At 61.2% G+C, this 23759-nt stretch carries 21 protein-coding genes and 1 pseudogene; 19 read left to right on the forward strand and 3 right to left on the reverse strand.

Annotation, left to right across the window (positions count from 1 at the left end; translation table 11 throughout):
• Positions 1 to 8: 8 nt before the first annotated feature.
• From ACQ3DC_RS14845 to ACQ3DC_RS14855, 3 genes and pseudogenes are all read left to right on the forward strand, one after another.
• Positions 9 to 1406 (forward strand): IS30 family transposase, encoded by a 1398-nt coding sequence (locus ACQ3DC_RS14845; RefSeq protein WP_430752591.1) that lies wholly within the window; start codon positions 9 to 11, stop codon positions 1404 to 1406.
• Between the two features lie 4 nt (positions 1407 to 1410).
• Positions 1411 to 1698: pseudogene (locus ACQ3DC_RS14850) on the forward strand (integrase core domain-containing protein); the annotation flags it as partial.
• A gap of 211 nt (positions 1699 to 1909) precedes the next feature.
• Positions 1910 to 2359: a cupredoxin domain-containing protein gene (locus ACQ3DC_RS14855; protein WP_354147584.1), complete on the forward strand. Its 450-nt coding sequence runs from the start codon at positions 1910 to 1912 to the stop codon at positions 2357 to 2359.
• A gap of 404 nt (positions 2360 to 2763) precedes the next feature.
• On the opposite strand, the gene ACQ3DC_RS14860 is transcribed toward ACQ3DC_RS14855, so the two are convergent.
• Positions 2764 to 2988 carry a hypothetical protein gene (locus ACQ3DC_RS14860; RefSeq protein WP_354147583.1) on the reverse strand — a complete coding sequence of 75 codons (225 nt, stop codon included), beginning with the start codon at positions 2986 to 2988 and terminating at the stop codon, positions 2764 to 2766.
• A gap of 809 nt (positions 2989 to 3797) precedes the next feature.
• A complete protein-coding gene (locus ACQ3DC_RS14865; RefSeq protein ID WP_430752592.1) occupies positions 3798 to 4739 on the reverse strand; it encodes a LysR family transcriptional regulator in 942 nt (313 codons plus the stop codon).
• Between the two features lie 122 nt (positions 4740 to 4861).
• On the opposite strand from ACQ3DC_RS14865, the gene ACQ3DC_RS14870 reads away from it, so the two are divergent.
• The 6 genes from ACQ3DC_RS14870 to ACQ3DC_RS14895 all read left to right on the forward strand — a co-directional run bounded on the left by ACQ3DC_RS14870 (position 4862) and on the right by ACQ3DC_RS14895 (position 9788).
• Positions 4862 to 5854, forward strand: coding sequence for a DUF1852 domain-containing protein (locus ACQ3DC_RS14870; RefSeq protein ID WP_430752593.1), 993 nt, complete (start codon positions 4862 to 4864; stop codon positions 5852 to 5854).
• 20 nt (positions 5855 to 5874) lie between these two features.
• Positions 5875 to 6921 (forward strand): methionine synthase, encoded by a 1047-nt coding sequence (locus ACQ3DC_RS14875; RefSeq protein ID WP_430752594.1) that lies wholly within the window; start codon positions 5875 to 5877, stop codon positions 6919 to 6921.
• A gap of 2 nt (positions 6922 to 6923) precedes the next feature.
• Positions 6924 to 7496, forward strand: coding sequence for a flavin reductase family protein (locus tag ACQ3DC_RS14880; protein ID WP_430752595.1), 573 nt, complete (start codon positions 6924 to 6926; stop codon positions 7494 to 7496).
• Positions 7497 to 7719: 223 nt separating this feature from the next.
• Complete coding sequence (locus tag ACQ3DC_RS14885; protein ID WP_430752596.1) at positions 7720 to 8346, forward strand: YoaK family protein; 627 nt, start codon at positions 7720 to 7722, stop codon at positions 8344 to 8346.
• Between the two features lie 299 nt (positions 8347 to 8645).
• Positions 8646 to 8993: a hypothetical protein gene (locus ACQ3DC_RS14890; RefSeq protein ID WP_430752597.1), complete on the forward strand. Its 348-nt coding sequence runs from the start codon at positions 8646 to 8648 to the stop codon at positions 8991 to 8993.
• 438 nt (positions 8994 to 9431) lie between these two features.
• Positions 9432 to 9788: a 4-fold beta flower protein gene (locus tag ACQ3DC_RS14895; RefSeq protein WP_430752598.1), complete on the forward strand. Its 357-nt coding sequence runs from the start codon at positions 9432 to 9434 to the stop codon at positions 9786 to 9788.
• 796 nt (positions 9789 to 10584) lie between these two features.
• Here the strand turns inward: ACQ3DC_RS14895 and ACQ3DC_RS14900 are convergent.
• Positions 10585 to 11838, reverse strand: coding sequence for an ROK family protein (locus ACQ3DC_RS14900; RefSeq protein WP_430752599.1), 1254 nt, complete (start codon positions 11836 to 11838; stop codon positions 10585 to 10587).
• Between the two features lie 149 nt (positions 11839 to 11987).
• Here ACQ3DC_RS14900 and ACQ3DC_RS14905 point away from each other — a divergent pair, with 149 nt between their 5' ends.
• From ACQ3DC_RS14905 to istB, 10 genes are all read left to right on the forward strand, one after another.
• Positions 11988 to 13466, forward strand: a complete 1479-nt coding sequence (locus tag ACQ3DC_RS14905; RefSeq protein WP_430752600.1) for a sugar ABC transporter ATP-binding protein — start codon at positions 11988 to 11990, stop codon at positions 13464 to 13466.
• Between the two features lie 2 nt (positions 13467 to 13468).
• Positions 13469 to 14572 (forward strand): ABC transporter permease, encoded by a 1104-nt coding sequence (locus tag ACQ3DC_RS14910; protein WP_430752601.1) that lies wholly within the window; start codon positions 13469 to 13471, stop codon positions 14570 to 14572.
• Between the two features lie 56 nt (positions 14573 to 14628).
• Positions 14629 to 15687, forward strand: coding sequence for a substrate-binding domain-containing protein (locus ACQ3DC_RS14915; protein ID WP_430752602.1), 1059 nt, complete (start codon positions 14629 to 14631; stop codon positions 15685 to 15687).
• 29 nt (positions 15688 to 15716) lie between these two features.
• Positions 15717 to 16577 carry a sugar phosphate isomerase/epimerase family protein gene (locus ACQ3DC_RS14920; protein ID WP_159824383.1) on the forward strand — a complete coding sequence of 287 codons (861 nt, stop codon included), beginning with the start codon at positions 15717 to 15719 and terminating at the stop codon, positions 16575 to 16577.
• Positions 16578 to 16590: 13 nt separating this feature from the next.
• Complete coding sequence (locus tag ACQ3DC_RS14925; RefSeq protein WP_430752603.1) at positions 16591 to 17136, forward strand: gluconate 2-dehydrogenase subunit 3 family protein; 546 nt, start codon at positions 16591 to 16593, stop codon at positions 17134 to 17136.
• Positions 17133 to 18866 carry a GMC family oxidoreductase gene (locus tag ACQ3DC_RS14930; RefSeq protein ID WP_430752604.1) on the forward strand — a complete coding sequence of 578 codons (1734 nt, stop codon included), beginning with the start codon at positions 17133 to 17135 and terminating at the stop codon, positions 18864 to 18866. The genes ACQ3DC_RS14925 and ACQ3DC_RS14930 overlap by 4 nt, the downstream gene beginning before the upstream one ends.
• A 28-nt stretch (positions 18867 to 18894) precedes the next feature.
• Positions 18895 to 19713, forward strand: coding sequence for a mycofactocin-coupled SDR family oxidoreductase (locus tag ACQ3DC_RS14935; RefSeq protein WP_430752605.1), 819 nt, complete (start codon positions 18895 to 18897; stop codon positions 19711 to 19713).
• Between the two features lie 29 nt (positions 19714 to 19742).
• Entirely contained in the window at positions 19743 to 20936 is a 1194-nt protein-coding gene (locus ACQ3DC_RS14940; protein WP_430752606.1) for a Gfo/Idh/MocA family protein, read from the forward strand.
• Between the two features lie 754 nt (positions 20937 to 21690).
• The gene (gene istA, locus ACQ3DC_RS14945; protein WP_430751448.1) at positions 21691 to 22908 is read left to right on the forward strand and encodes an IS21 family transposase; all 1218 of its coding nucleotides are present in this window, start codon (positions 21691 to 21693) and stop codon (positions 22906 to 22908) included.
• Positions 22908 to 23696 carry an IS21-like element helper ATPase IstB gene (istB, locus tag ACQ3DC_RS14950; RefSeq protein ID WP_430751449.1) on the forward strand — a complete coding sequence of 263 codons (789 nt, stop codon included), beginning with the start codon at positions 22908 to 22910 and terminating at the stop codon, positions 23694 to 23696. Before istA ends, istB begins: the two co-directional genes overlap by 1 nt.
• Positions 23697 to 23759 lie beyond the last annotated feature (63 nt).

The following is a 23759-nucleotide window of genomic DNA, read 5'->3' on the forward strand; positions in this document are numbered from 1 at the left end:
GGTGTTGGATGTCGGTTCGCAATCGTCAGAAGCAGGTACGGGCGTATAGGGGGCAGATCCCTTCGCCGGGTCGGCCGTCGGTGGCTTGGCGCGAGGACAGGGTGCGGTTCTGGGTCGCGATCGCCTCTGGTGCGAAGACCCGGGACGCCGGCGTTGCGGCAGGCGTGTCAGAACCGGTGGCGCATCGCTGGTTCCTGCACGCTGGCGGTGTGAATCCTCAGCTGGCCCCGACACTGTCCGGGCGGTATCTGTCCTCGAACGACCGTGAGGACATCGCACTGTGGCGTGCGCAAGACTGCGGGGTGCGGGAGATCGCTCGCCGGCTGGGGCGAAGCCCCTCTACGATCTCGCGGGAGCTGCGTCGGAACGCGTCGACGAGAACGTACCGCTTGGACTACAAGGCCTCGACGGCGCAGTGGCATGCCGAACGACGAGCCCGCCGTCCAAAGACCGCGAAGCTGATCACGAACGAGGGCCTCCGCGATTACGTCAACGACAAGCTCAGCGGACACGTCAGAGCCGGCGGAGGAGAACGTTTGGGGCCGGTCGGCCCGGTCTGGGACGGGAAGAACAAACCGCATAGGGAGGACCGCGAATGGGTGAGGGGGTGGAGCCCTCGGCAGATCGCGAAACGTCTGCCGGTCGAGTTCCCGGATGATCCAACGATGCGGATCTCGCACGAAGCGATCTACCAAGCCCTTTACGTTCCGGGCCGGGGCGGACTGACCAGGCAGCAGGCGTGGCACCTGCGCCGGGGGCGCACGAAACGCACACCAAGAGCGCGAACACGTCAGCAAGCCTGGGCGCATGTCACCGACGCCACAACCTTGAAGAAGAGACCCGCCGAAGCCGACGAGCGGAAAGTCGCAGGCCACTGGGAAGGAGATCTCATCATCGGTCTCAACCGGTCAGCGATCGCGACTCTGATCGACCGCACGACGCGTTTCGCCATGCTCGTTCATCTGCCTCGGCAGAAGGGTTACGGCCTGGTCAAGCCGACAAAGAATGGGCCTGCATTGGCTGGCTACGGGGCGGTCACGATGAAGAACGCACTCGTCCGGACCTTCGAGGTGCTGCCGGCGGATCTGCGCCGCTCCCTGACGTGGGACCGTGGGAAGGAGATGTCCGCGCACGCCCTTCTGACGCAGGAAATCGGGTTGCCGGTCTATTTTGCCGATGCGAAGAGCCCGTGGCAGCGCGGGAGCAATGAACATCTCAACGGGCTACTTCGGCAGTACTTCCCGAAAGGCACCGACATCTCTCGCTGGAGCACTCCAGAGATCCAAGCTGTCGCCGACATCATCAACAACCGGCCGCGCGGCGTCTTAGGATGGCGCACTCCAGCGGAAGCCTTCGCGGACCAGCTAAGCTCAGTCCCAATAGCAACTGTTGCTTCGACCGGTTGAATACGCCCAGTTCCGCTCCACTGCGTTCGTTAGGACGCTCAAAAGCCACGGATTGACGGGGTCCATGGGCCGCGTCGGTGCGTGCGGCGACAACGCCGCCATGGAATCATTCTTTGCCCTGCTGCAAAAGAACGTGCTGGACCGGCAACGGTGGACCTCACGACAGGAACTGCGCCTGGCCATCGTGACCTGGATCGAGAAAACCTACCACCGCCGGCGCCGCCAACGCAGCCTCGGTCGTCTCACGCCGATAGAGTTTGAGACAATCGAAACCGGCCTTCAAGCCGCCTGAAAACTATCAACCCCGAGAGTCAACGAAACCCGGGGCAGTCCCGGACGCCGCCGACCTGCCCGCCACCCTTGGACCGGAGAACATCACCCGCAACGCCCTGGCCTACCAACTCTCCACCACCATCCTCGCCTGCTGGATCGAACACCCCTAAGAATCAGTCCGTGCACAACCAGGGATCCGCACTGGCGGACTCCCACCGAAAGGTCCACCAATGAAGGCAAGTACCAGAACCGGCAGCTCACTCGTACTCGCGGCAGCAACAATCCTGGTTCTGTCAGGCTGCGGGGGCATGTCCGGAACCGGCACCACGGCAGCACCGACGCTGACGGAACAATTCCCCCCAACGCCTGCCGCCACCACAGAGCCCGCTCCCCCCGTTTCCCCTACCGGGGCCTCACCCGCTGAGGCCGCGGCGGAAATCTTGATCAAGGGCTTCAAATACCAAGGCGCGGAGACGGTTAGCCCCGGAGCGCAAATCACCGTCATCAACGAAGACGTTGAAGCCCACACCATCACAGCCGACACCATCAACGCCTTTGATGCCAACATCCAGGTCGGAACCGGCACCTTCACCGCACCAACCGAGCCCGGAACCTACACCTACCACTGCATCTTCCACGGCAACATGAAAGGCACCCTCACCGTAAAACCGGCACCCTAACCCGTCCCGCCGAGGACCTTCTGAATATCAGTGGATCCGTGGTTAGTCTGACACGCCGGGTGCTACTGGCGGGAAGGACTGAGCCTGAACGGAACCATGGAACCTATCGCGACGGAAATGACCCCGGCCAAGTCCGAGAGTGCTATGCACCGAAACGAGGTCCTTGACCGGCGCACAAACACCGGCCCCAACAGGACCCCTCCGGATCACAGGATTCGCGGGCGCCTGGGTCCCGTACCCCGCCAAACCAATTCCGCAGCTCCGCCGAACACACACCGGAGGACCAGCACAATTCCATGCCGGATGGAGTGACCTGGAACGGCCGGCAGTAGCCGCTGTAAGCGAATCATGCTGATGGCATGAGCGATCGCAGCGATTTCCTGGCATAGGTAAGAACCGAGCTGTCAGAGGCTGAACTGGCCATCCACAACGGTGATGCCGCCCCGCGCAGGGCACTCTGGTCCCGCAACGAACCCGTGAGTGTCATGGGTGCTTGGCGCAGTGCTTCCGGACAGCAGGAGCTGGACAACTTGTTCACCGCCCTTGCCAATCAGTTTTCCGACTGCAAATTCGAACTCCTCGCCTACGACGTCGTAGGCGAGATGGCTTATACAGCGGGACTGGAACATACGTCAGCCTCAGTCAAAGGCGAACATCGAAATCACATGCGCGCTGGTGGCCACGCTTCAGCGCAGTCGTCGTAACACTCCGGCCTGATGCTCTCCTCACTCTCCCAGATATAGATGGCCTGCTTTCTGGCATCGAAGAACGTGTGGCCGAAATCGCTCGTGGCTGTGGTGATCGTGGTACCCGGCTCTCGCGTGCTGGACGGCTGACTCGGCAGAGGCTGCGGGCTCACCGGTGTCGGAGTGCTCAGAGTGCTCGCATGGGATCGAAGCCATAGAACGAACGGAACAACACCCACCGGTCGTTCTCCCAGCCCTGCCGGCCCTGCCCGAACACCACGGCGGTGACCGCGCTGGTGAGATTGTCGTAGCGGATGTGTTTGGTACGTCCCAGTCAGTCTTTTAGTGTTTGCGCAGTTGAACAAACGCAGTCATAACTCGGCCGATACATCTCATCAGAGCGTGATAACTGCCACCGTAGTTTTGTGAGGCCTGCGGGGGAAGGTTCAGCGAAGCCGCAAACTGATCAACTTTGGTGACCAGAGAATCGCGCCAACATCAGTTTGCGGCTCAACCGCCTCCACAGGTGGCGGCCAGTACGGCACCGCGGCCTTACAAGCCCTGCGTGATGTCCCCGGGCTGGATCGTCACCACCTGGAACAGGCCGGTTTCCTAGCTGACGTCCGCCCCGGCCATGCCAACGACGGCGACGGCGACGGCGACGGCGACGGGCATGTGCGATACCAGCAACCCGCCCGGCTGCAACAAACACGTCCAATCACCGAAGGGGTAGACCGCCCGCTCAACTGCAGTCAGCCGAGTAGCGCTACGCCGAATTCAGCGACGACGGCCCGCAATTCACTGAGGTAGCGCTGCGCTTGGTCGGTGAGCGGAATCGCGGCGTGGCCGATCCAGCCGATCTCGATGCGTTCGTCAACGTCGAGCGGGATGGCGACGATCTCCGGGTCGAGCTGCCCACTGATGATGCCCGTCGAAATCGTGTAGCCGTGGAGCCCGATCATGAGGTTGAAGATCGTCGCACGGTCAGAGACCCGGATCTCCTGCTTACTGGACAAGGTGGAGAGAATCTCCTCGGCGAAGTAAAAAGAGTTGTTCGCACCTTGATCGAAGGTCAGCCGCGGCAAGCCGGCAAGATCTTCTAGAGTCGCACGCTCTTTTGAGGCGAGCGGATTGTTCCGGGAAATGAAAATGTGCGGATCGGCGAGGCAAAGCGGAGTGAACGCGAGCCCGGATTCCCGGAGCAGCTTGTCGATGATCTTCCGGTTGAAATCGTTCCGGTAGAGGATACCTATCTCGCTGCGGAGCGTCCGGACATCCTCGATGATGTCCCAGGTGCGGGTTTCACGAAGCGAGAACTCGTATTCGGCCACCTCAGTGGCCTTGACCATCCGGACGAAGGCGTCCACCGCGAACGAGTAGTGCTGCGTTGACACCCCAAGCAGACGTCTCATCGGTGGCCTACCAAGGTAACGCTGCTCGAGGAGAGCGAACTGCTCGACGACCTGCCTCGCATAGCCGAGGAACTCTACCCCGTCGGCGGTGAGAGTGACCCCGCGGGCGGAGCGAACCAGGAGCGCACGGCCCACCCGTGACTCCAGGTCCTTCATCGCTGCGGACATTGTGGGCTGCGCTACATAAAGAAGGTCGGCAGCCGCGGAGATCGACCCCTCAGCTGCAACTTCTATGAAATAGCGCAGCTGCTGCAGGGTCAATCCGCTCGAAATCTGAGGCATAGGAAAATACTATATGAATGCATAGCAACGCCTAGTTACCCGATACCTGCCTTAAATTAGCACCATGGATACAACCCCTTCTGAAAGGCCGTCTCCGGCCATCATCAACGGATTGGCAGCCCATGGCAGACGACTTCACCTTCAGCATCACCACCACCCGCTTCGACGAGGACTACTCCCCGTCGGAAGACTCCCGGATCACCACGAATTTCGCCAACCTGGCACGGGGCGAGCACCGCCAGGAGAACCTCCGCAACGCCTTTACCATGATGCGGCGCCGCTTTAACGATCTCGCACACTGGGACAACCCCGACCGGGACCGCTACACGCTCGAGTTTGAGATCGTTTCCGTGCAGATTCAGTTCACTGCGAATGGTACGGATCAGCAGTTCCCCCTGTTCGAGGTTCTCGATATCCAGATCGTCGACCTGCTGAACGGGATGCGCCACCAAGGAATCGTCGGGAACAACTTCTCCTCCTACGTCCGTGACTTCGACTTCAGCGTCGTACTGCCTGCGGCAGCAGGGGACTCAAGCAAGCCCACCGTTCCCGAAGACTTCGGCGATCTTCACGGCAAGCTGTTCCAGCACTTCCTCGATTCCCCGGTAGGCCAGGAACGCTTTCCGCAACCGCCAGTGGTCTGCATCAGCGTCTCCACGAGCAAGACATACCGGCAAACCGGGAACCGCCACCCGGTCCTGGGCGTCGAGTACCAGCAGGACGATTACTCCCTGACGGACGCTTACTTCGGAAAAATGGGGCTGCAGGTCCGCTACTTCATGCCACGCGGCAGCGTTGCGCCGCTCGCCTTCTATTTCCGGGGCGACCTGCTCAACGACTACTCCAACCTGCAGCTCATCGGCACGATCAGCACTATGGAGACGTTCCAGAAGATCTACCGCCCGGAGGTCTACAATGCGAACTCCGCCGCCGCCGCCGTCTACCAGCCGAGCCTGGGCGAGCAGGATTACTCGCGGACCCAGATCGCTTACGACCGCGTCGAGCGCGGTCAGCTCGCGGTTACGCAGGCGAAGTACACGGAGAAGCACTTCATCACGCCCCACAAGGATCTGTTGGACCAGTGGACGGCCAACTACCCTGCCCTCGTCAACTGACCCACGGAGAATCGTCAATCATGAACACACTTTTGCCCACCACCGTTGTCGGTAGCCTGCCGAAACCATCGTGGCTCGCACAGCCGGAGACTCTTTGGTCCCCGTGGAAGTTGGAGGGAGATGCGCTGCTCGAGGGCAAACAGGATGCGCTGCGCATCGCCATCCACGAGCAGAGCCTGCGCGGCATCGACATCGTCAGCGACGGCGAGCAAACCCGCCAGCACTTCGTCACGACCTTCATCGAGAATCTCAGTGGGGTCGACTTTGAACAACGCAAGACCGTGCGCATCCGCGACCGCTACGACGCGAGCGTACCGACCGTTGTCGGACCAGTGAGCCGTGAGCGGCCGGTATTCGTCGAAGACGCAAAATTCCTTCGCGCAACCACTGACCGGCCGATCAAATGGACTCTTCCCGGTCCGATGACGATGGTGGACACGCTCTATGATGACCACTACAAGAGCCGCGAGAAGCTGGCCTGGGAGTTCGCCACGATCCTGAACCAGGAGGCGAAAGAACTCGAGGCGGCCGGCGTTGACATCATCCAGTTCGACGAGCCCGCGTTCAATGTCTTCCTCGATGAGGTCAAGGATTGGGGAGTGGCTGCGCTTGAGAGAGCGGCAGAAGGACTGCGCGCTGAGACCGCCGTGCATATCTGCTACGGCTATGGGATCAAGGCGAATACTGACTGGAAGGCGACGCTCGGCTCACAGTGGCGGCAGTACGAGGAAACGTTCCCGCTGCTGCAAAGCTCCAGCATCGACATCATCTCGCTGGAATCCCAGAACTCCCAAGTGCCCATGGACCTCATCGAGCTCCTCCGCGGCAAGAAAGTCATGCTCGGGGCAATCGACGTCGCAAGTGAGACCATCGAGACCCCGGAGGAGGTCGCCAACACCCTCCGTGCGGCCCTGCAGTTCGTCGATGCGGACAAGCTCCTCCCCAGCTCGAACTGCGGCATGGCACCGTTCCCCCGGGACGTCGCACTGGCCAAGCTGAGTGCTCTCAGCGCAGGGACGAACATCATTCGCGAGGAACTGGCCCGCTCCGCCCCCAGCGTGTCCTAGCGATGTTTCACGCCTACCCCGCAGAGACTTGGCTCGACGCTCCCAAGCAAAGCTTCCCGTCCTCCCTCTCGGCTGACGAATTCAAGGCACTGTTCCGTGGGCACCCGGGAGGTGTCGCCGTCGTCACGGCCGATGCCGGCGAAGGACCGGTGGCCCTGACGGTATCGTCGGTCGTGTCAGTGAGTGCGGAACCTCCATTGCTGATTTTCTCGGTCTCGGCACTGTCCTCTGCGTCCGAAGTGCTTTCGCGCGCCGATACCGTCGTCGTGCACCTGCTGGACGCACACGACGTCGACCTGGCGAAGTTTGGAGCGACCCCTGGAGCCGACCGGTTTGACCAGACGCACCGCTGGTCGCCCCTTGCAACCGGCGAAGCAGTGTATGACGACGTCCGCGCCTGGGTGCGCTGCGCCGTCATCAATCGCATGGAGGTGGGGACCTCCACAATCATCGCCGTTCACGCCTTGGAGTCCCGCGTGATGCGTGACGTCCAGGCGGGCGAACCCGGCGACGCACTGGTCTACCACAACCGTTCATGGCACCGTCTGGGCGAGCATTCCAAGCTTGAAGGCTGAGCGCCCTAGCCGCCGGCGCAGATCCCCGGAGCGACGGCATCGCCGTAGTTGCCAGCCGGTCCGCCTAAAACCACCCATAAGCATGTCGGGGGGTCATAGAGACCATCCCTCACGATGAAAGATCCCGTAAACCATGACATCAGCCGTAGCCAGCCCAGGTACCAAAACCGCCTCTACCCCACAAGAAAATGCGTCGTCTCCGGAAAAGTTCCGACTGATGCTCATGATGGCCCTCACGCTCGTTACAGGTGTCGTTGACGCGGTCGGCTACCTTGCCCTTGACCGCGTCTTCACCGGAAACATGACCGGCAACGTGGTGATTCTTGCGATGGCGTTGGCCGGGGCGCCGAACCTGCCAACTTTGGGCCCACTGGTAGCACTTGGCGCCTTTCTCCTTGGCGCGGCAGTTGCCGGATCTACGCTCCAGTCAAGCCCGAAAGGCTGGAACCGCCGGGTCACGCTCCTCCTCACAGCGGGTTGTATCGCGTTGACGGGAACCGCCGCCATCTCTCTCATCGTGGAAGACGTCGGCCGGCAGTCCATTGGTGTCATTGTTGCCGCCGTTATCGCCATGCACATGGGCTCCCAGGCCCTGATTGCGCGGCATTTGGGCGTACGAGACATGACCACAGTGGTCATTACTTCCACCATGACTTCCCTCGCCGGGGAGTCACTTGTGGGCAAGCAACGGCCCCGGTTACTCAACCGACGGCTGGGCGCTGTCCTCGCTATGTTCGCCGGGGCCGCCATCGGAGCGATCCTGCTCCAGACACATTTCAGCGTCCCGATCGGCCTCGGCATCGCCATCACCGCCGCGGTGACCGTCCTGGGAAGTCGCCGCTGGCATTGATGCGGTACATCCCGCCAGCTACACCGCACCAGATCGCGGACGATCGGGGAATCGATCACAGCTTCCCCGACATGTATCCAGGCGGCCTGGCGCCGAACGCTCGTTGTCAAAAGCGCTGTTCCTCGGTCAGGTCCCCTTCTGATACGACGCATCCAAAGCGGTCTCGTGGACCGGAGCAAAACCGGACTCAACACCGAAGCCGGGCGGTCTTGGGTGCTGGCGAATCTACATCAATTCCGGTGAACTCATGCCTTAGTTCCTGCTGCCGCCGGAACGTGAGCTGTGCCTGGAATTCGGCATTGGCCGCTAACACCCGGGAACCGAAAAGTGGGCTGCTGCGCTTTGAATTCGTTCGACTCTGTCAAGCTACCCACGTCACCAGTAGCACGATTACGGGCTACCTCGCCGTCGATGAATTGACAGGGGAAACCTCGCTTCTTCAACAGGCCGTCGACCGCTTTCCAGTGGTGAACCTGCTGGACCTTGGCATGGCGACAGCCATGGCCTGCTGGATCATTGAAAGCCTCCGAGAGGAACCTAACCGTCTCTTCGAGGTTCAACGTATTGCAGACGAGGCCAATATCCCCTCGACACTTACCGAGGACTATGAGACTGCCAGGAAAACGAAGCCTAAACCAAAACCATAACTGCCGAATGGTGTTGGCACTTTGCCTTGGGGCGAGGACGGCACGGCAGAACTGTCATGCAAAAACGCGACCGGTTGGACACCCGCTTATACGACTCATGCAGAGTCACGTCAAGGTTTGTCAACACTCAAAAGCTAAAAAGCCACTGACCTGCGGAAACACCGTGCCCGAGGTGGGACTCGAACTACATTCCAGTCCGCGTAAACATTGGGAAGCCGCGGAAACATGCGGAATCCGGCCCGATCCGACCCAAGTGCTGCCCGGTCTGAAACCAAAAGTGTTGACAGTGTCAACACCGCCCAACCTGTAAGGGATTTGCGCCGTGTGGCCTCAGGCTCATATCCCAGTAACAACGCCGGGTCCGCCGGGCGGGCCAGGGCCTGGTCGAGGTTTGCGCGTGCACTCAAATTGTCCGTGCTGACTACTATGGTCCATGGCATGGAACCTATCTACAACGCCCATGGGGCAGTAATCGGCTGGTTGGATGACGATGCGATCCGCGGCTTGGATGGCGCGGTCGTCGCTTGGACAAAGAACGGGACGCTGTTCGACCTGAGCGGATCCGAATTGGGAAAGTTCACCAATGGATTCCTGCGGTTCGAAGGCGCCCCATTTGCTTTTGTCAGAGGAGCCCATTCGGGCCCAGTGTTGCCGTTCCCTTCGATCACACCGGTTCGGCCCGTGCGGCATGTCCGTCCCGTTCGCCCAATATTTTCAATTCCCTCTGTTCCGCACGTCCCCTCATATAGCTGGAGTCATCGGGCAGCCGGGGACGTCGTTCCAGGCCTTCGCTGAGCCAGAGCCAAGGACTAACGCAAACTCCGAGGGAGGCGGAGGAGTACTTTTAGCCAAGGACGGAGAATGTCTGAGCAGGAAAGTCTCGAGGTGAAAAGGAAATAACCAAGGAAGCGCAGCTCTGTAGCTGAGTCCTATAGCCGCAGCGCACCAAACACCAACCGAACTGGTCCTTCAGCACAGGATCAGGCCCGAGCGCCTGGCACCGTACATCCGCAAGACACCCACCCTGCATGAGGCGATCCGGCTCTACCGTTGGAACATTGAACTCTCAGGCGGCCGTCTACGAAGCCACTGCGTGAACATTTACACGCGGCGGGACTCGGCCAGGTGACCTTCCGGCGCTGGGCGTCCTGGGAATCTTCTGTGTCGGTCTCGCACGTCGCTAGCGGTGTCACGTGCGCATTTCCACTCGGCTGATGTGAGGTTTGACACCGTCTTCGTAAACGTTTACGCTCGGCCGTAAACGTTTACGGCTTTCGTTCACCCCTATGGGTGGCCCAATTCAACGATGAAGGAGCGAAAGATGCCTGGCATTGTCGCGGACGCCCGCCCGCTCGATTGCCGTTTCAGCCCTCGAAACCTTCGCCGAACGAAATTCCCAAGTATGACTTTGCCCCCTCTGGACGGAGGAAGCAGCCGACGGCGCGGCTTTTCGGGATCCAAGAGCCAAGGGGTCAACCTTGATAGAACTTCGCGATGCCGCCCCCTCATGTCTTGCGCACCGACCAACGGGCCGTCCTTCCACTCTCGGTTATTGCTGCCCAATTGGCCGCACTTCCTGAGCCAGCGCCGGCTAAAGTCCAAGCGGCTGCATCGTCGAGCCCGCCGGCCGGGTGTGGTACGCGATCCCTCGAGGGGACAACACCTGTTCGATTCCGGAGATCATTCCCCCAATCAGACCTGCTTCGTTACCCAAGATGCTATGTACCAAAGACAGATTGCGTGTCGCCAGAGGTTGGGCCTGTTGGTATACGACGCTCCGGACTTGAGCGAGTATGTCTTCGGTGCATTGTGTGATGGCACCTCCCAAGACAATGCGGGCGGGATTACAGAAGTTCACCAAGTCGGCAACGACCTGCCCAACGATGGTCGCGCTGTCCCGCACAACGCTTACGGTTGCGGGGTCGCCCCGCACGAGCAGTTCGAAGAGTTGCCCCTCGCCTACGTCTTCGTGGCGTATGGCGGAAACACGCGCGGCCATTGCACTGATCGAAGCCACCGCCTCCAAGCAGCCGTGGCTGCCGCAGCGGCAAAGCATATCCTTCATCTCAGGTACTTTGCTGTGGCCTATGTCGGCAGCAGCTCCGTCTGCTCCATGCAGAAGATGGCCGCTCTCGCTGACAAACCCTCCGCCCACACCCGTGCCGATGCTGATCATCAGCAGGGGCAGGTGCTCACCCCTATACGAGCGGGCCTCACCCAGGGCCATCAAGTGAACATCGTTGTCGACGATCACGTCGCATCGGAAACGACGAGCAAAGTAACCGCAGACCCCAAATCCGTCCCAGCCCGGCATCAACGGGGGCCGAACGGCCATCCCAAGTTTGGCATCAACGGGTCCTGGCAGCCCGACCGAAATAACGAGAACGTCCCGCGTGCCCAAACCACCTTCCGCGAGCATGGCCTCAAAAGCCGAGGCTATCTCGCCCAGCAGCTCGTCAGGACCGACCGTGACTTCCATCTTGATTTCGCCACGGGAAACGACTTGTTTGTCCAAAGTTGTGACGGCCAACCTGGTCGTGCGAGAGGAGACGTCGGCCACCAGAACGACGCCCTTGCCAGGGCTGACCCGAAAAGCCTGGGCGGGCCGGCCGCGGCTGCCCTGTGGGCCGGGTCCTGCGTCTTCGATCAGCCCGGATTCCAGCAACATACTGAGGTGGTTCTCGATAGTAGAGCGGGCCAGCCCAGTGGCTTTAACCAAGTCTGCTCGCGTCACTTTATCCTCGTCGGCTATCAACCTGGCAACGACGCTTCGCGCGGCTACAGCATCTGGCGCCAGGTTCTGATCCTGATGCAGGAGGCCAACTTCGGTCCACAAGGATCCCATGACACGCTCCACTTTTCGTTGTATTTATGTTGAAAACAAAATAATTCAGGCAGTTTTTTTCAGTTCTCGAGCTCTTTTAGGGTGAACCCATGACCTATTCGATGATAGACGCAGACGTCTACAGCATCCAGCGGCCTGCGGGGGCATAAATGGCCCCGCGATTAGCCGTCAATAACGTTTCTAAGCACTTTCTGGGCGTACAGGCCCTCCAAGACGTAAGTTTTGAACTTCATCCGGGGCAGGTTCTGGCCCTCATTGGAGAGAACGGTGCCGGTAAGTCCACCCTGATCCGCATCCTTTCTGGCGCTCACCAACCCGATGCAGGTGAGGTGATGATGAACGGCAGGGCCGTACAGATCCACGGGCCCAAGGACTCTGAAGCCCACGGCATTGCCACTGTCTACCAGGAGCTGAATCTTTTCCCGGACCTGACGGTCGCGGAAAACCTTGTGTTCGGGGCCTACCCTCGCAAAGGCGTAATCGACTGGAAGGCCACCAAGCGCGAAGCCCGGGACTTCCTGGGAAGCCTTGGACTCAACGTCGACGTCAACCGCAAGGTGCGTGAGTTGAGCGTTGCCGAGAAGCAGATGCTGGAGATCGCTAAGTCGCTGCACCGTAACGCCCAAGTTCTCATTCTGGATGAACCCACCGCTGTGCTTGGGGGTGACGATGTGGATCATCTACTGCAATTGGTCCACGGTTTGAAGGAACGCGGCGTCAGCATCATCTTTGTGTCTCACCGGCTGGAAGAAGTCTTCGACCTTGCCGACCGCTACATCGTCCTGAAAGACGGCAAGCTCACCGGCGCCGGAAAGATTTCAGAGACCGATCACGACGACCTCGTTTCGAAGATGGTGGGAAGAAACTTCACTCGCGGGGAGCGTGAAGTCTCGGGAACGCTGGGAGAGACCGCTCTCGAGGTCAAGAACCTCACCCGCGAAGGCGTCCTAAACGACATTTCCTTCCATGTTCGATCTGGAGAAGTAGTCGGGGTGGCCGGCCTCAGAGGCGCAGGACGCACGGAACTGGCACGGGCGATCTACGGCGCCGATCCCTATACCAGCGGCGAAGTCATCGTTAAGGGCCGGAAACTGAAAGCCGGAAAGCCACTTCAGGCCATCGACGCCGGGATCGGCCTCGTGCCCGAAGAGCGGAAAACCCAAGGACTGTTCACCGCCTTGTCCACCGCCATGAACATCCCCCTTGTCAGCATGCTCAAGAACCGCACAGCCACGGCCTCGCCCAGCCGGGACCGGAGCCTGGCGAAGGGCTACGTCGACAAACTGCGGATTAAACTCCCGGACGTGTCCTCGCCCGTGGCGACGCTTTCGGGCGGAAACCAGCAGAAGGTTGTACTGGCGAAGTGGCTGGAAGCCGGCGTGGACGTCCTCATCCTTGATGAGCCCACCCGCGGCATCGATATCGGTGCCAAGCAGGAAATCTACGAATTGATCCACGAACTGTGCCGTCAAGGCCTGGCCATCATAGTCATCTCCTCGGAACTGCCCGAGGTCCTGGCCCTTAGCAATCGCATTCTGGTCATGTACCACGGCGAGGTTGCGGCCGAACTCGAAGGCGCCACAGCCACAGAAGAACAAATCATGTTTTACGCCGTCGGAGGTAAATAGTAGTGACAACCCAAGCGCCAACGGAGCCCTGGGCCAAAGGCCTGTCCCTGAAACTGCGCAGTAACCTGCTGCCGATCATCATCCTGCTGGTTATGGTCGCCGCCGTGGCCCTACTGGTCCCCTCGTTCTTCCAGCCCAGCAACTTGCTCAATGTCGGCCGCCAGTCAGCAATCGTGGGGATCATTGCGGTCGGCATGACGTTCGTCATCCTCACTGGGGGAATCGACCTTTCGGTTGGTTCCATCCTCGCCCTATCCGGCGTTACCACCGCGATCCTGATTAACAACGGCCTGATCGTTCCATTGGCCATTGTTGCGGGCATGCTTGTGGGGGTGGTTGCAGGCATCATCAACGGTATCGGCGTTGCAGTTCTAAAGGTCCAGCCGTTCATCATGACCCTGGCAACCATGGTGGCCATCCAGGGGCTTTCGCTCCGCCTCACGGACGGAGGACCCAGGCAGTTCTCCAACCGTGAACCATTCTTCAACTTCATCGGAAGCGGCAGCTTCCTGGGCGTGCCCGGGCCGTTCATCGTGTTCCTGTTGATCGCCGCCGCCGGAATCCTTGTCCTGCGCTACCTTGCCTTTGGACGGTACATCTACGCCATCGGCGGCAGCATAGAAGCCGCGCGTCTTTCAGGGGTCCGGACCACCCGCACCATCATTCTGGCCTATTCAATCAGCGGGCTGTGCGCGGGCCTGGCCGGAGTCATGACCGCGGCCCGCCTCGGCGTCGGAGATCCGACGGCCGGCAGCCTGTCCAACCTGGATGCGATCACCGCCGTCGTCATCGGCGGAACCAGCCTCATGGGTGGCATCGGCGGTGCTGTTGGAACCGTGTTCGGGGCCATCCTGCTGGCCATCTTGTCCAACGTTATGAATCTCCTCGGGATCTCCCCGTTCGACCAGCAAGTAGTCAAGGGAGCGGTCATCGTAATAGCCGTCCTGGTCGCCGCCAAAGCAACCGTGAAGCGGTTCAAAGAGCGGCGCACTGACTCACCGAAGACGGCCACCAGCCAACCACCCGCCATCCCCACGTCTTCAGCAAGTCCGGACTCCCCCGAGCGGGACGGATCCTCACCCGCTGAACAGACGACGCCCCGCTGACTTCATCTCAGTCCAAACTCAGTCCCACCGCCACAACAACGAAAGTGAAAAATGCAATGACGCACGCCACAAAACAGCGCACCCGGTCTTTCGCCGCCATGGCCGCCGCAGGAGTCGCAGCGACTCTGCTTACAGCCTGCACCGGCCAAGCCACCGCGACATCTTCAAACGAAGCCGTCGGCGACAAACTTGCTCCGAGCATTTACTGCGGTGACACATGCCAAGGACAGCTCGAGCTGAAGGCTGATCCGGCGGGCATTGAGTGCAAAGTCGGCGTCTCCTGGAGCAGCGCCTCCTTCCCCTACGGAGCGAAATCAACGCAGCAAATTCCTGAATTCGCAAAGGCCTTCTTCCCGAAAATGAACGTCACCGTCAGTGACGGGCGCGGGGATGCGACCAACCAGTCAAACCAGGTGTCAGAAATGATCGCCCAGGGAATCAAGGTGCTCATCCTTTCGCCCCAGGATGCGAACGCGCTGGCAGGAGTTGCGAAACAGGCCACGGCAGCCGGCATCAAAGTCATCGCCGCCGACCGCCAGGTCAACGCAGAAGTCTCCACTTACATCGGCTCGGACAACGAGGAAGCCGGAGTGGTCGATGGCAAGGCCGTGGCAGAGGCCCTTGGCGGAACCGGCAGCGTCGTGGAACTCTCCGGAAGCCTTGGCGCTTCCCCGACAATCGCCCGGTCGGCCGGTTTCCGCAAGGGTATTGAAGGATCAAAGGTCGAGGTCATCGCGTCCCAGACCGCAAACTACGACCGCGCCACAGGTTTGAAGGTCATGGAGGACCTTCTGCAGCGCTTTGGAACAGGCAAGATCCAGGCAGTCTACGCACACAACGACCAGATGGCCTTCGGCGCCATCCAAGCGATCAAGGAAGCCGGCCGCGAAGGCGAAATCAAGGTGTTCGGCATCGACGGAGAGGCCGAAGCGCTCGATCTGGTCAAGGACGGAAGCTACGCAGCCACCGTCGGCTACCCGCTCGTTGTCAAGGAATCCACCATTGCCGCCGCCAAGCTCTGCGCCGGGGAGCCCGTCGAGCCGCGCATCAAGCTCGACTCCACCCTTATCGACCAAACCAACGTGGACCAGTACCTGGGCAAGGCACCCCAGTAAACCCCTGACTGCCAAGAAAAGGAACCGTAATGAAAATTTCGTACAACACCTGGGCCTATTCCAGCTTCTTCGTCTGGGTCCCCTCCTACACGCTGGAGGAGACCATCAAGCGGATCGCCAAAATGGGTTACGACGGCATTGAAATCGGCGGTGCAGCCCCGCACGCCTACCCGGCCTACCTGGGAGCCGAACGGCGGGCCGAGATCAAGGATCTCCTCGACGAACACGGCCTCTCGCTTTCCAGCATGTTGCCCGCTCCGTCCGGCGGCCCGGGAAACAACCCGGCTTCGCCCTACATCGAGGAACGCCGCGCCACCATCGAACACTACGTCGAGCTGGCCGAACTCACCGCCCAGTGGGGCGGCAAGACCTTGATCTACCTGCCCGGTTGGATGATCTTCGGCACCAGCCGGAGGCAGGCCTGGGCATGGACCCGTGAATGCCTCACGGAGATCGCGGACCGGATCGCGCACACGGGCGTCACCCTGGTGATCGAACCCACCTCGCACGACACGAACCTGTGTGAAAGCGCCGACGACGCAATCGAGCTGATGGAGGACGTCAACCGGGACAACGTGAAACTGATGTTCGACACCTTCCACGTCATGTACCGCCGCGAAGTCAACACCGACTACGTCTACAAAATGGGGAAAAACCTGAAGCACATTCACATCTCCGACAACGACCGGCTGCCCCCTGGTAAAGGCATCGGCGACTGGCCGGCGCTGGTGGACGCAATGCTCGACATCAACTTCGACGGCTACCTGACCATGGAAACCGGCTTCCACCAGCGTGGAATTGAACCGGATGAGGACGCGCGGTCAAGCATTGAGTTCCTGCGCCCGCTCGTAGAGGAACGCAAGAAGTTGCGCCTCGGCGCGCAGGTATAGGAGGACTGCGTAGATGGCGTCGAAGTTTGTGCTCGACTTTCCGTTGACGTTCCTCAACCCTGAGGAGGCGGCCGTGATTGATTCCCTTGCGGCTCACATCATCCCGTCGGAACCCGGTTCGCCCGGTGCCAGGGAAGCAGGAGTAACGGAATACATTGACAAAGCTCTTGGTGGGTTCCTTCGGGAGCTGCAGCCCGTCTATCGCAGCGGACTGATCGCATTGGCGGATTTCACCGCGGGCATTACCGAAGGACGGTTCCACGAACTGTCCGACGGGCAGCAGGAAGAGGTGGTCCGCCAGTTGGCTGAGCTGAGCGAAAGGGATCCTTCGGACTTCGCCGGCCAGTTCTTCCGCATCGTCCGGGAACACACGGTGCAGGGCTTCTTCGGGGACCCGGCCTACGGCGGCAATCGCGGGCTGGTCGGCTGGGAGCTGGTGGGTTTCCCTGGCGCCCAGTGGGGGTACACGGCTGAGCAGATGGCGCCGGACTTCAACACCCGGACCATTCCGATGCTGACCATCAAGGATCTTTACTCCCGTATTGGAGGAGCACAATGAGCGAGAACTTCGACGCCATCATCGTCGGCATGGGGTCCACTGGTGGAATCCTGGCCGAACAACTGACCAAAGCCGGCCTGAAGGTTCTGGGACTGGACAAGGGCCAGGACTACACCGAGGAAGATTTCGCCATCAAGCAGGACGAAATCCGGTACTACCAGCGGGGAGCCATCGTCGCCGGAGTGAACGTGGACCCGGTGACCTGGCGCGCCTCCGACGGCGAGACCGCGCGCGTCCTGCCCTGGTCCGCCGGCGCCCTGGGCAACGACGAGCCCCTGTACGGCCTGCCCTCCATTGGAACCGGTGGCGGCACCCTCCACTGGGGGGCCGCCGCCTACAGGTTCAGGGAAGCAGACTTCCGGATGAAGAGCGCCATCGCTGAACGTTTCGGCGCCCAGGCGCTGCCGGAGGGCTCCACCCTGGAGGACTGGCCCATCAGCTACGCGGACCTGGAACCCTACTACGACCGGGTGGAATACGAACAGGGCATCTCCGGGCTGGGCAACACCGGCGGCGTGGTCCCCCCGGGCGGTAATCCGTTCGAACCCCCGCGCAGCCGGGACTATCCCATGCCGCCAGTAACACAGGGCCCAGGTGACGTGCCTTTCGTGGCGGCGACCGAGCGGCTGGGGCTGCACCCCTTCCGCCAGCCCCTGGCCATAAACTCGAAGGAATACAAGGGGCGGCCCGCTTGCGTGAACTGCGGCTTCTGTCACGGCTACCCGTGCCACGTCAAGGCCAAGTCCACAACACAGGTCACGTCGGTGCCCGCCGCCAAAGCCACCGGCAACCTGGACCTCCGCCCCCTTAGCCGCGTCCTGCGGATCAACCGGACCGCAGACGGCAAGCGCGCCACGGGTGTGAGCTACCTTGACAGCACTGGCACGTCCCGGGAGGCGACAGCCGACAAGGTCATCTTGACGGCCTACTCCCTTGAGAACGTCCGTCTGCTGCTGCTCTCGGACATCAACAGCAACGGCCAAGTGGGCCAGCACTTCATGACCCACAACTTCGGCTGGTTCACTTCCATCCTGCCTGAGCCGACCAACCCGTTCCTGGGCACGTTTAACGCCTCGAGCGCGGTGGATGACTTCACCTCGGAGCTTGTCCCGGACAACGACCTTGGAGTCCTTTGGGGTTCCCCGATCATTAGCGTCGTAGGGGACCTTCAGCCTATCGAGGCTTACCACAACATGGATCCGCGGACCCGCAAGTGGGGCCTGGACCTCAAGCACTGGCTGCGGGACAACTACACACACATGCACCGCATGTACTCCCAAACCACAAACTTCCCCTACGCCCGCCATTACGCCGACCTTGACCCGACCGTCAAGGACCGCTGGGGGCAGCCGGCACTGCGCATCACCCATGACTGGGACGACCATGACGCGAATTCAGTCATTCTGATGGGCCGGTACAAGGAGAAAATCGCGCGTGAGATGGGGGCGAAGGATTACTGGATGGATTCGCCGCGCCCCCCGTACCACCTCTCAACCCACGACGTCGGGGTGCACAGGATGGGCGAGGATCCGGCCACGTCCGTCACCGACATCTACGGCGAGGTCCACGAGTGCGAGGGGTTGTATGCCATTGGCGGCGGCGGATTCGTCAGCTACGGCGGGTACAACCCGAACCAGACCATTCAGGCGTTGGCCTACTTCAGCGCCGAGCACATGCTTAAGAAAATGGGTGTGAACGGCGCGGACATGGGACTCGTTCGTGCATCCTGAGCGCGTCGGCGGGCCCATCGCTTCATCTGTGCCACCCAGGTTTTCAGGCAAGGTCGCGTTCATCACGGGCGGGGCGCGCGGACAGGGCCGAAGCCATGCCCTGCGCCTGGCACGTGAGGGGGCCGATATCGCCTTGGTGGATCTAGGTTCGGCGGGCCGCGTGGACGATCCAACCTATAACACGTCCACCAGCGCCGATCTGGAGCAGACCCGGGAGGACGTTCTCGCCCTGGGCCGGCGCTGCTTGTCCTTCGAAGTAGATGTGCGTGACTACGACGGGCTTGACCTGGCGGCGAAAGACACTGCAGCCCGGCTGGGCGGGATCGATCATGTCATTGCCAATGCCGGCATCACTGACGGATTCCACCGCACGTGGGAGCTACCCGTCGAGAACTGGCAAACGATGATAGACATCAACCTCACCGGAGTCTTCCATACCTGCAAAGCAACGGTGCCGCACCTGATAGAGCGGGGAGCAGGTTCGTCGCTGGTGTTGATCAGCTCCGGCGTTGGCTTGAAGGTCGTACCCCGCCTGGCCCACTACGTTGCCGCGAAGATGGCCTTACGGGGCCTGAGCACTTCACTGGCGCAGGAGTTGGGGGAATACGGCATCCGCTGCAACACCGTCCTCCCCGGGGGCATCAATACGGAGATGACCACGGCGATGGTGGAACTGAATGGAGTGCCTCGGCAGCAACTGCTGGCGGGCTTCCGCGCCGGGCAGTTGATCAATGAAGACCTGGAAGTAGCGGACACCACCGCTGCCGTTCTGTGGCTGCTGTCCAACGAAGCACGCCTGGTCACCGGCTTGGAAATGACCGTTGACGCGGGCGAGAGCAAAAAATAACCACTTGTATCATCAGAAAGGGGCACCCTGTGTCATCCGAAAAAGTCCTTAAGGTCGGCATCGTCGGCCTGGAATTCGGCGCCGAATTCATTCCTATTTATCAGCAGCACCCGAACGCTGAAATGTATGCGATCTGCCAGCGCACCGAATCCAAATTGAACGAGGTCGGTGACCAGTACGGCGTCGAGGTCAAATACACCGACTACGACAAAATGCTGGCCGACCCCAATATTGACGTCATCCACATCAACACGCCATTGCAACTGCACGCCGATCAGGTGGTCGCAGCACTGGAAGCCGGCAAGCATGTCGGCTGCACCATCCCGATGGCCACCTCCGTGGAGGACTGCAAGCGGATAGTCGACGCTCAACAGCGCACCGGGCTGACGTACATGATGATGGAGACCACCCTCTACAGCAGGGAATTCCTGTACCTCCAGGAGCTCTACCGGACGGGCGCACTCGGGAAAGTCCAGTTCCTTCGCGCCTCACACCATCAGGACATGACGGGCTGGCCCTCCTACTGGGATGGCATGCCGCCGATGTATAACGGCACGCATGCTATCGGACCCACCCTTGGGCTGGCCGGAAACCAGGCCGAATACGTCCAGTGCCTCGGTTCCGGCAGCGTCTTCGACCGCATGAAGGAACAGTACGGCTCCCCCTTCGCCCTCGAATCCACGCACATCAAATTCCTTGACAGCGATACAGGCGCGGAAGTAACAAGGCACCTCTGGGCCGTAGCCCGTGAATACCGCGAAAGTTTCGACGTATACGGATCCATCCGGTCCTTCGAATGGGCTCAGACAGAAGATGCAGCCCACGTGCTGTATCTCGGAGAAACACCTGAACGCATCACCGTTCCCGACTTTGCAGACCGTCTTCCCGAACCCATCCGGCACTTCACGACAGCCGGCGTCTACACCGCGGGAGGCGAAACCGAGCACCGTTCCTTCGTTCAGGGCGGAGGCCATGGAGGCTCCCACCCGCACTTGGCCGACCGTCTGCTGCAGGCCGTCCTCGGCACCGCGGAGCCGTTCCCGAACGCCGTCCAGGCAGCGAACATCACCTGTTCCGGCATCCTCTCGCACGAATCGGCGATGCGGGGCGGTGAGCGCGTCTACCTCCCGGAGTGGACCCTGACAGATACGAAGCCAACCGTGATCGAACTTGACCAGGACGTACAGCCGCCGTGGGCAAAGGAACATGCCCTGACTCTCTAGCAGAAAGGTCGCAGCCGGCCGCTCTAAGGAGAAGGTGCTTTTCCTCGGAGCGGCCCGGCCTCGGGCGTTTACCACCAACAGAAATGCCAGTCCATCTGCCTCTTAGCGATGTCACGTCCCCTCGCCCTCACTCGAGTGCCGAAGCGGGGCGGCGCTTCCGCGCCCCCGCCCGTACACCCACAGCCCCACCGATGTAACGATGGGGCACCGGCCAAATGACATAACGACAAGAAAGTCAACACCATGCCTAGTAGCCATCCTTCAGCTGCTGATCGCGTCCGTTTTCCGGGGATGATAGAGGTACAGGTGGAAAGGGCCGCAGAACTGGACCAAGCCCTAGCTAAGGCTGTGGACATCATCTCGAAAGCTGCGCATGAACACCACACCGGCATAATGATCACTCGTATAGGCGTAGGCCAATACGTAGTGCGCGCTCACCCTGACGTTCCGTTCGGACTGACACGTCAGCTTCACACCTGACAGCACGCTATCCGCAATGCCGCTGCTCCCCGCATGCAGACGTGGAATTGCGGGGAGGCGTCCCTCGTGGTCATCGCATCCATACTCGCTCGTTAAACTCCCGTAAGGAGTTACCTCACCGCTACTCCCCACGCTAGAGCTCGGTACATTCCCCAGGACCACATATCCCCGCGAGTAAGACTCTGCAGTTTCTTGGGTCACTGTCGGTGATGGTCGAAAAGTGAGCCATTGTGACGGTTGAAAACTGAGCCACCCGTTCCAAACGATTGGGTGGGTGATCACAGTGGAGGATTGGGCGCTTATTCGGCGGTTGCATCTGGCCGAGGGTGAATCGATGAGGTCGATAGCGGCGCGGTTGGGGGTCTCCAGGAACACGGTCGCGAAGGCAGTCAGCTCGGAGGGTCCGCCAGCGTACGTTCGGGCGCCGCAGGACTCTGGTATCAAGGCTGTGGAACCGGCTATTCGTGCGTTGCTGCTGGAGAACCCGCGGATGCCGGCGACTGTGTTGGCTGAGCGGGTGGGCTGGTCTGGGTCGCCGGCGTGGTTCCGGGAGAACGTTGCCAGGATCCGGCCCGAGTATGCCCCGGCTGATCCTGCGGACCGGATCTCTTACGATCCCGGGGATCAGGCGCAGTGCGATCTGTGGTTTCCCGAGGTGCGGATACCCGTCGGCGCGGGCAAAGCCAGGGTGTTGCCTGTGCTGGTGATGGTGTCCTCGCATTCTCGGTTCATCATGGCCCGGATGATCCCGTCCCGGATGACCGGGGACCTGCTGGCCGGAATGTGGGAACTGCTCGGATCCCTGGGCGCGGTTCCGCGGCGGCTGATCTGGGACAACGAAACCGGCATCGGCCGGCGGAACAGCTACGCCGCCGGAGTCGCGGCGTTCGCCGGGGTCCTCGCGACCAGGATCGTGCAGGTTAAACCCTACGACCCGGAGAGCAAGGGCGTGGTGGAGCGGGCCAACCAGTTCCTGGAGACTTCCTTCCTGCCGGGCCGGGTTTTCACCTCTCCGGAGGACTTCAACACCCAGCTCGGGCAGTGGCTGCCGAAGGCCAACGCCCGGCTGGTCAGACGGACCGGCGCCCGCCCGTCGGACCTGCTCGCTGCGGACAAAGCGGCCATGCTGGCGCTGCCGCCGGTTCCACCGGTCATCGGTTTCACTTCAAGGGTTCGGCTGCCGAGGGACTACTACGTCCGGATGGGATCCAACGACTACTCCGTTCACCCGCAGGCCATCGGCCGGTTCGTCGACATCACCGCCGGCCTCGAATCCGTCACGATCAGCCTGGATGGCCGATGCGTCGGCACCCACGCCCGGTCCTGGGGCGCCGGCCTGACCATCACCGACCCGGACCATGTTGAGGCGGCACGGGCGCTGCGGAAGGCTTTCCAAACCCCGCAACCTGTGGGCGAGACCACCGCGCTGCGGGACCTTGCGGATTATGACCGGGCGTTCGGTGTTGTCCTGGACGACGGTCAGGTCGCCTGATGCCGGACGCTAAGGAAACCATCGGCCAGATCGAGTACTACTCCCGGGCGATGAAAGCACCCCGGATCCGGGAAGTAGCACCCCGCCTCGCGGACCAGGCCCGTGAAGGAGGCTGGACCCACGAGGAATACCTCGCCGCTGTCCTGTCCCGGGAAGTCGCCGCCAGGGAAGCCTCCGGCGCCGAGATCAGAGCCCGGGCCGCCGGGTTCCCGGCCCGGAAATCACTCGAGGACTTCAACTTCGATCACCAGCCCGGCCTCAAACGCGACACCATCGCGCACCTGGCCACCGGCGCGTTCCTCACCGAAGCGTCCAACATCGTCCTGCTCGGACCGCCAGGAACCGGCAAAACACACCTCGCCACCGGCCTGGGGCTGCGGGCCACCCAGCTCGGTCACCGGGTCCTGTTCGCCACCGCCATCGACTGGGTCGCCCGGCTCCAGGCAGCCCACCAGAACGGCAGGCTGCCTCAGGAACTGGTCAGGCTGCGCCGCTACGGACTGATCATCGTGGACGAAGTCGGCTACATCCCCTTCGAACAGGATGCCGCGAATCTGTTCTTCCAGCTCGTCTCATCACGCTACGAGCACGCCTCACTGATCCTGACCTCGAACCTGCCCTTCGCCCGCTGGGGAGACGTCTTTGGCGACCAAGTCGTCGCTTCGGCCATGATCGACCGCATCGTCCACCACGCCGAAGTCATCACCCTCAAAGGCTCCAGCTACCGCCTCAAACACACTCAGGTCAATTCGCTGCCCTCGACAAGACCGGAAAATACGGCAGAATAACCAGCGTCAAAGTGGCTCACTTTTCAGCCCGCGAAACGGCTCACTTTTCGACCATCGCTGACA

The sequence above is a fragment of the Paenarthrobacter sp. NEAU-H11 genome (assembly GCF_050573415.1).
Classification (GTDB): domain Bacteria; phylum Actinomycetota; class Actinomycetes; order Actinomycetales; family Micrococcaceae; genus Arthrobacter.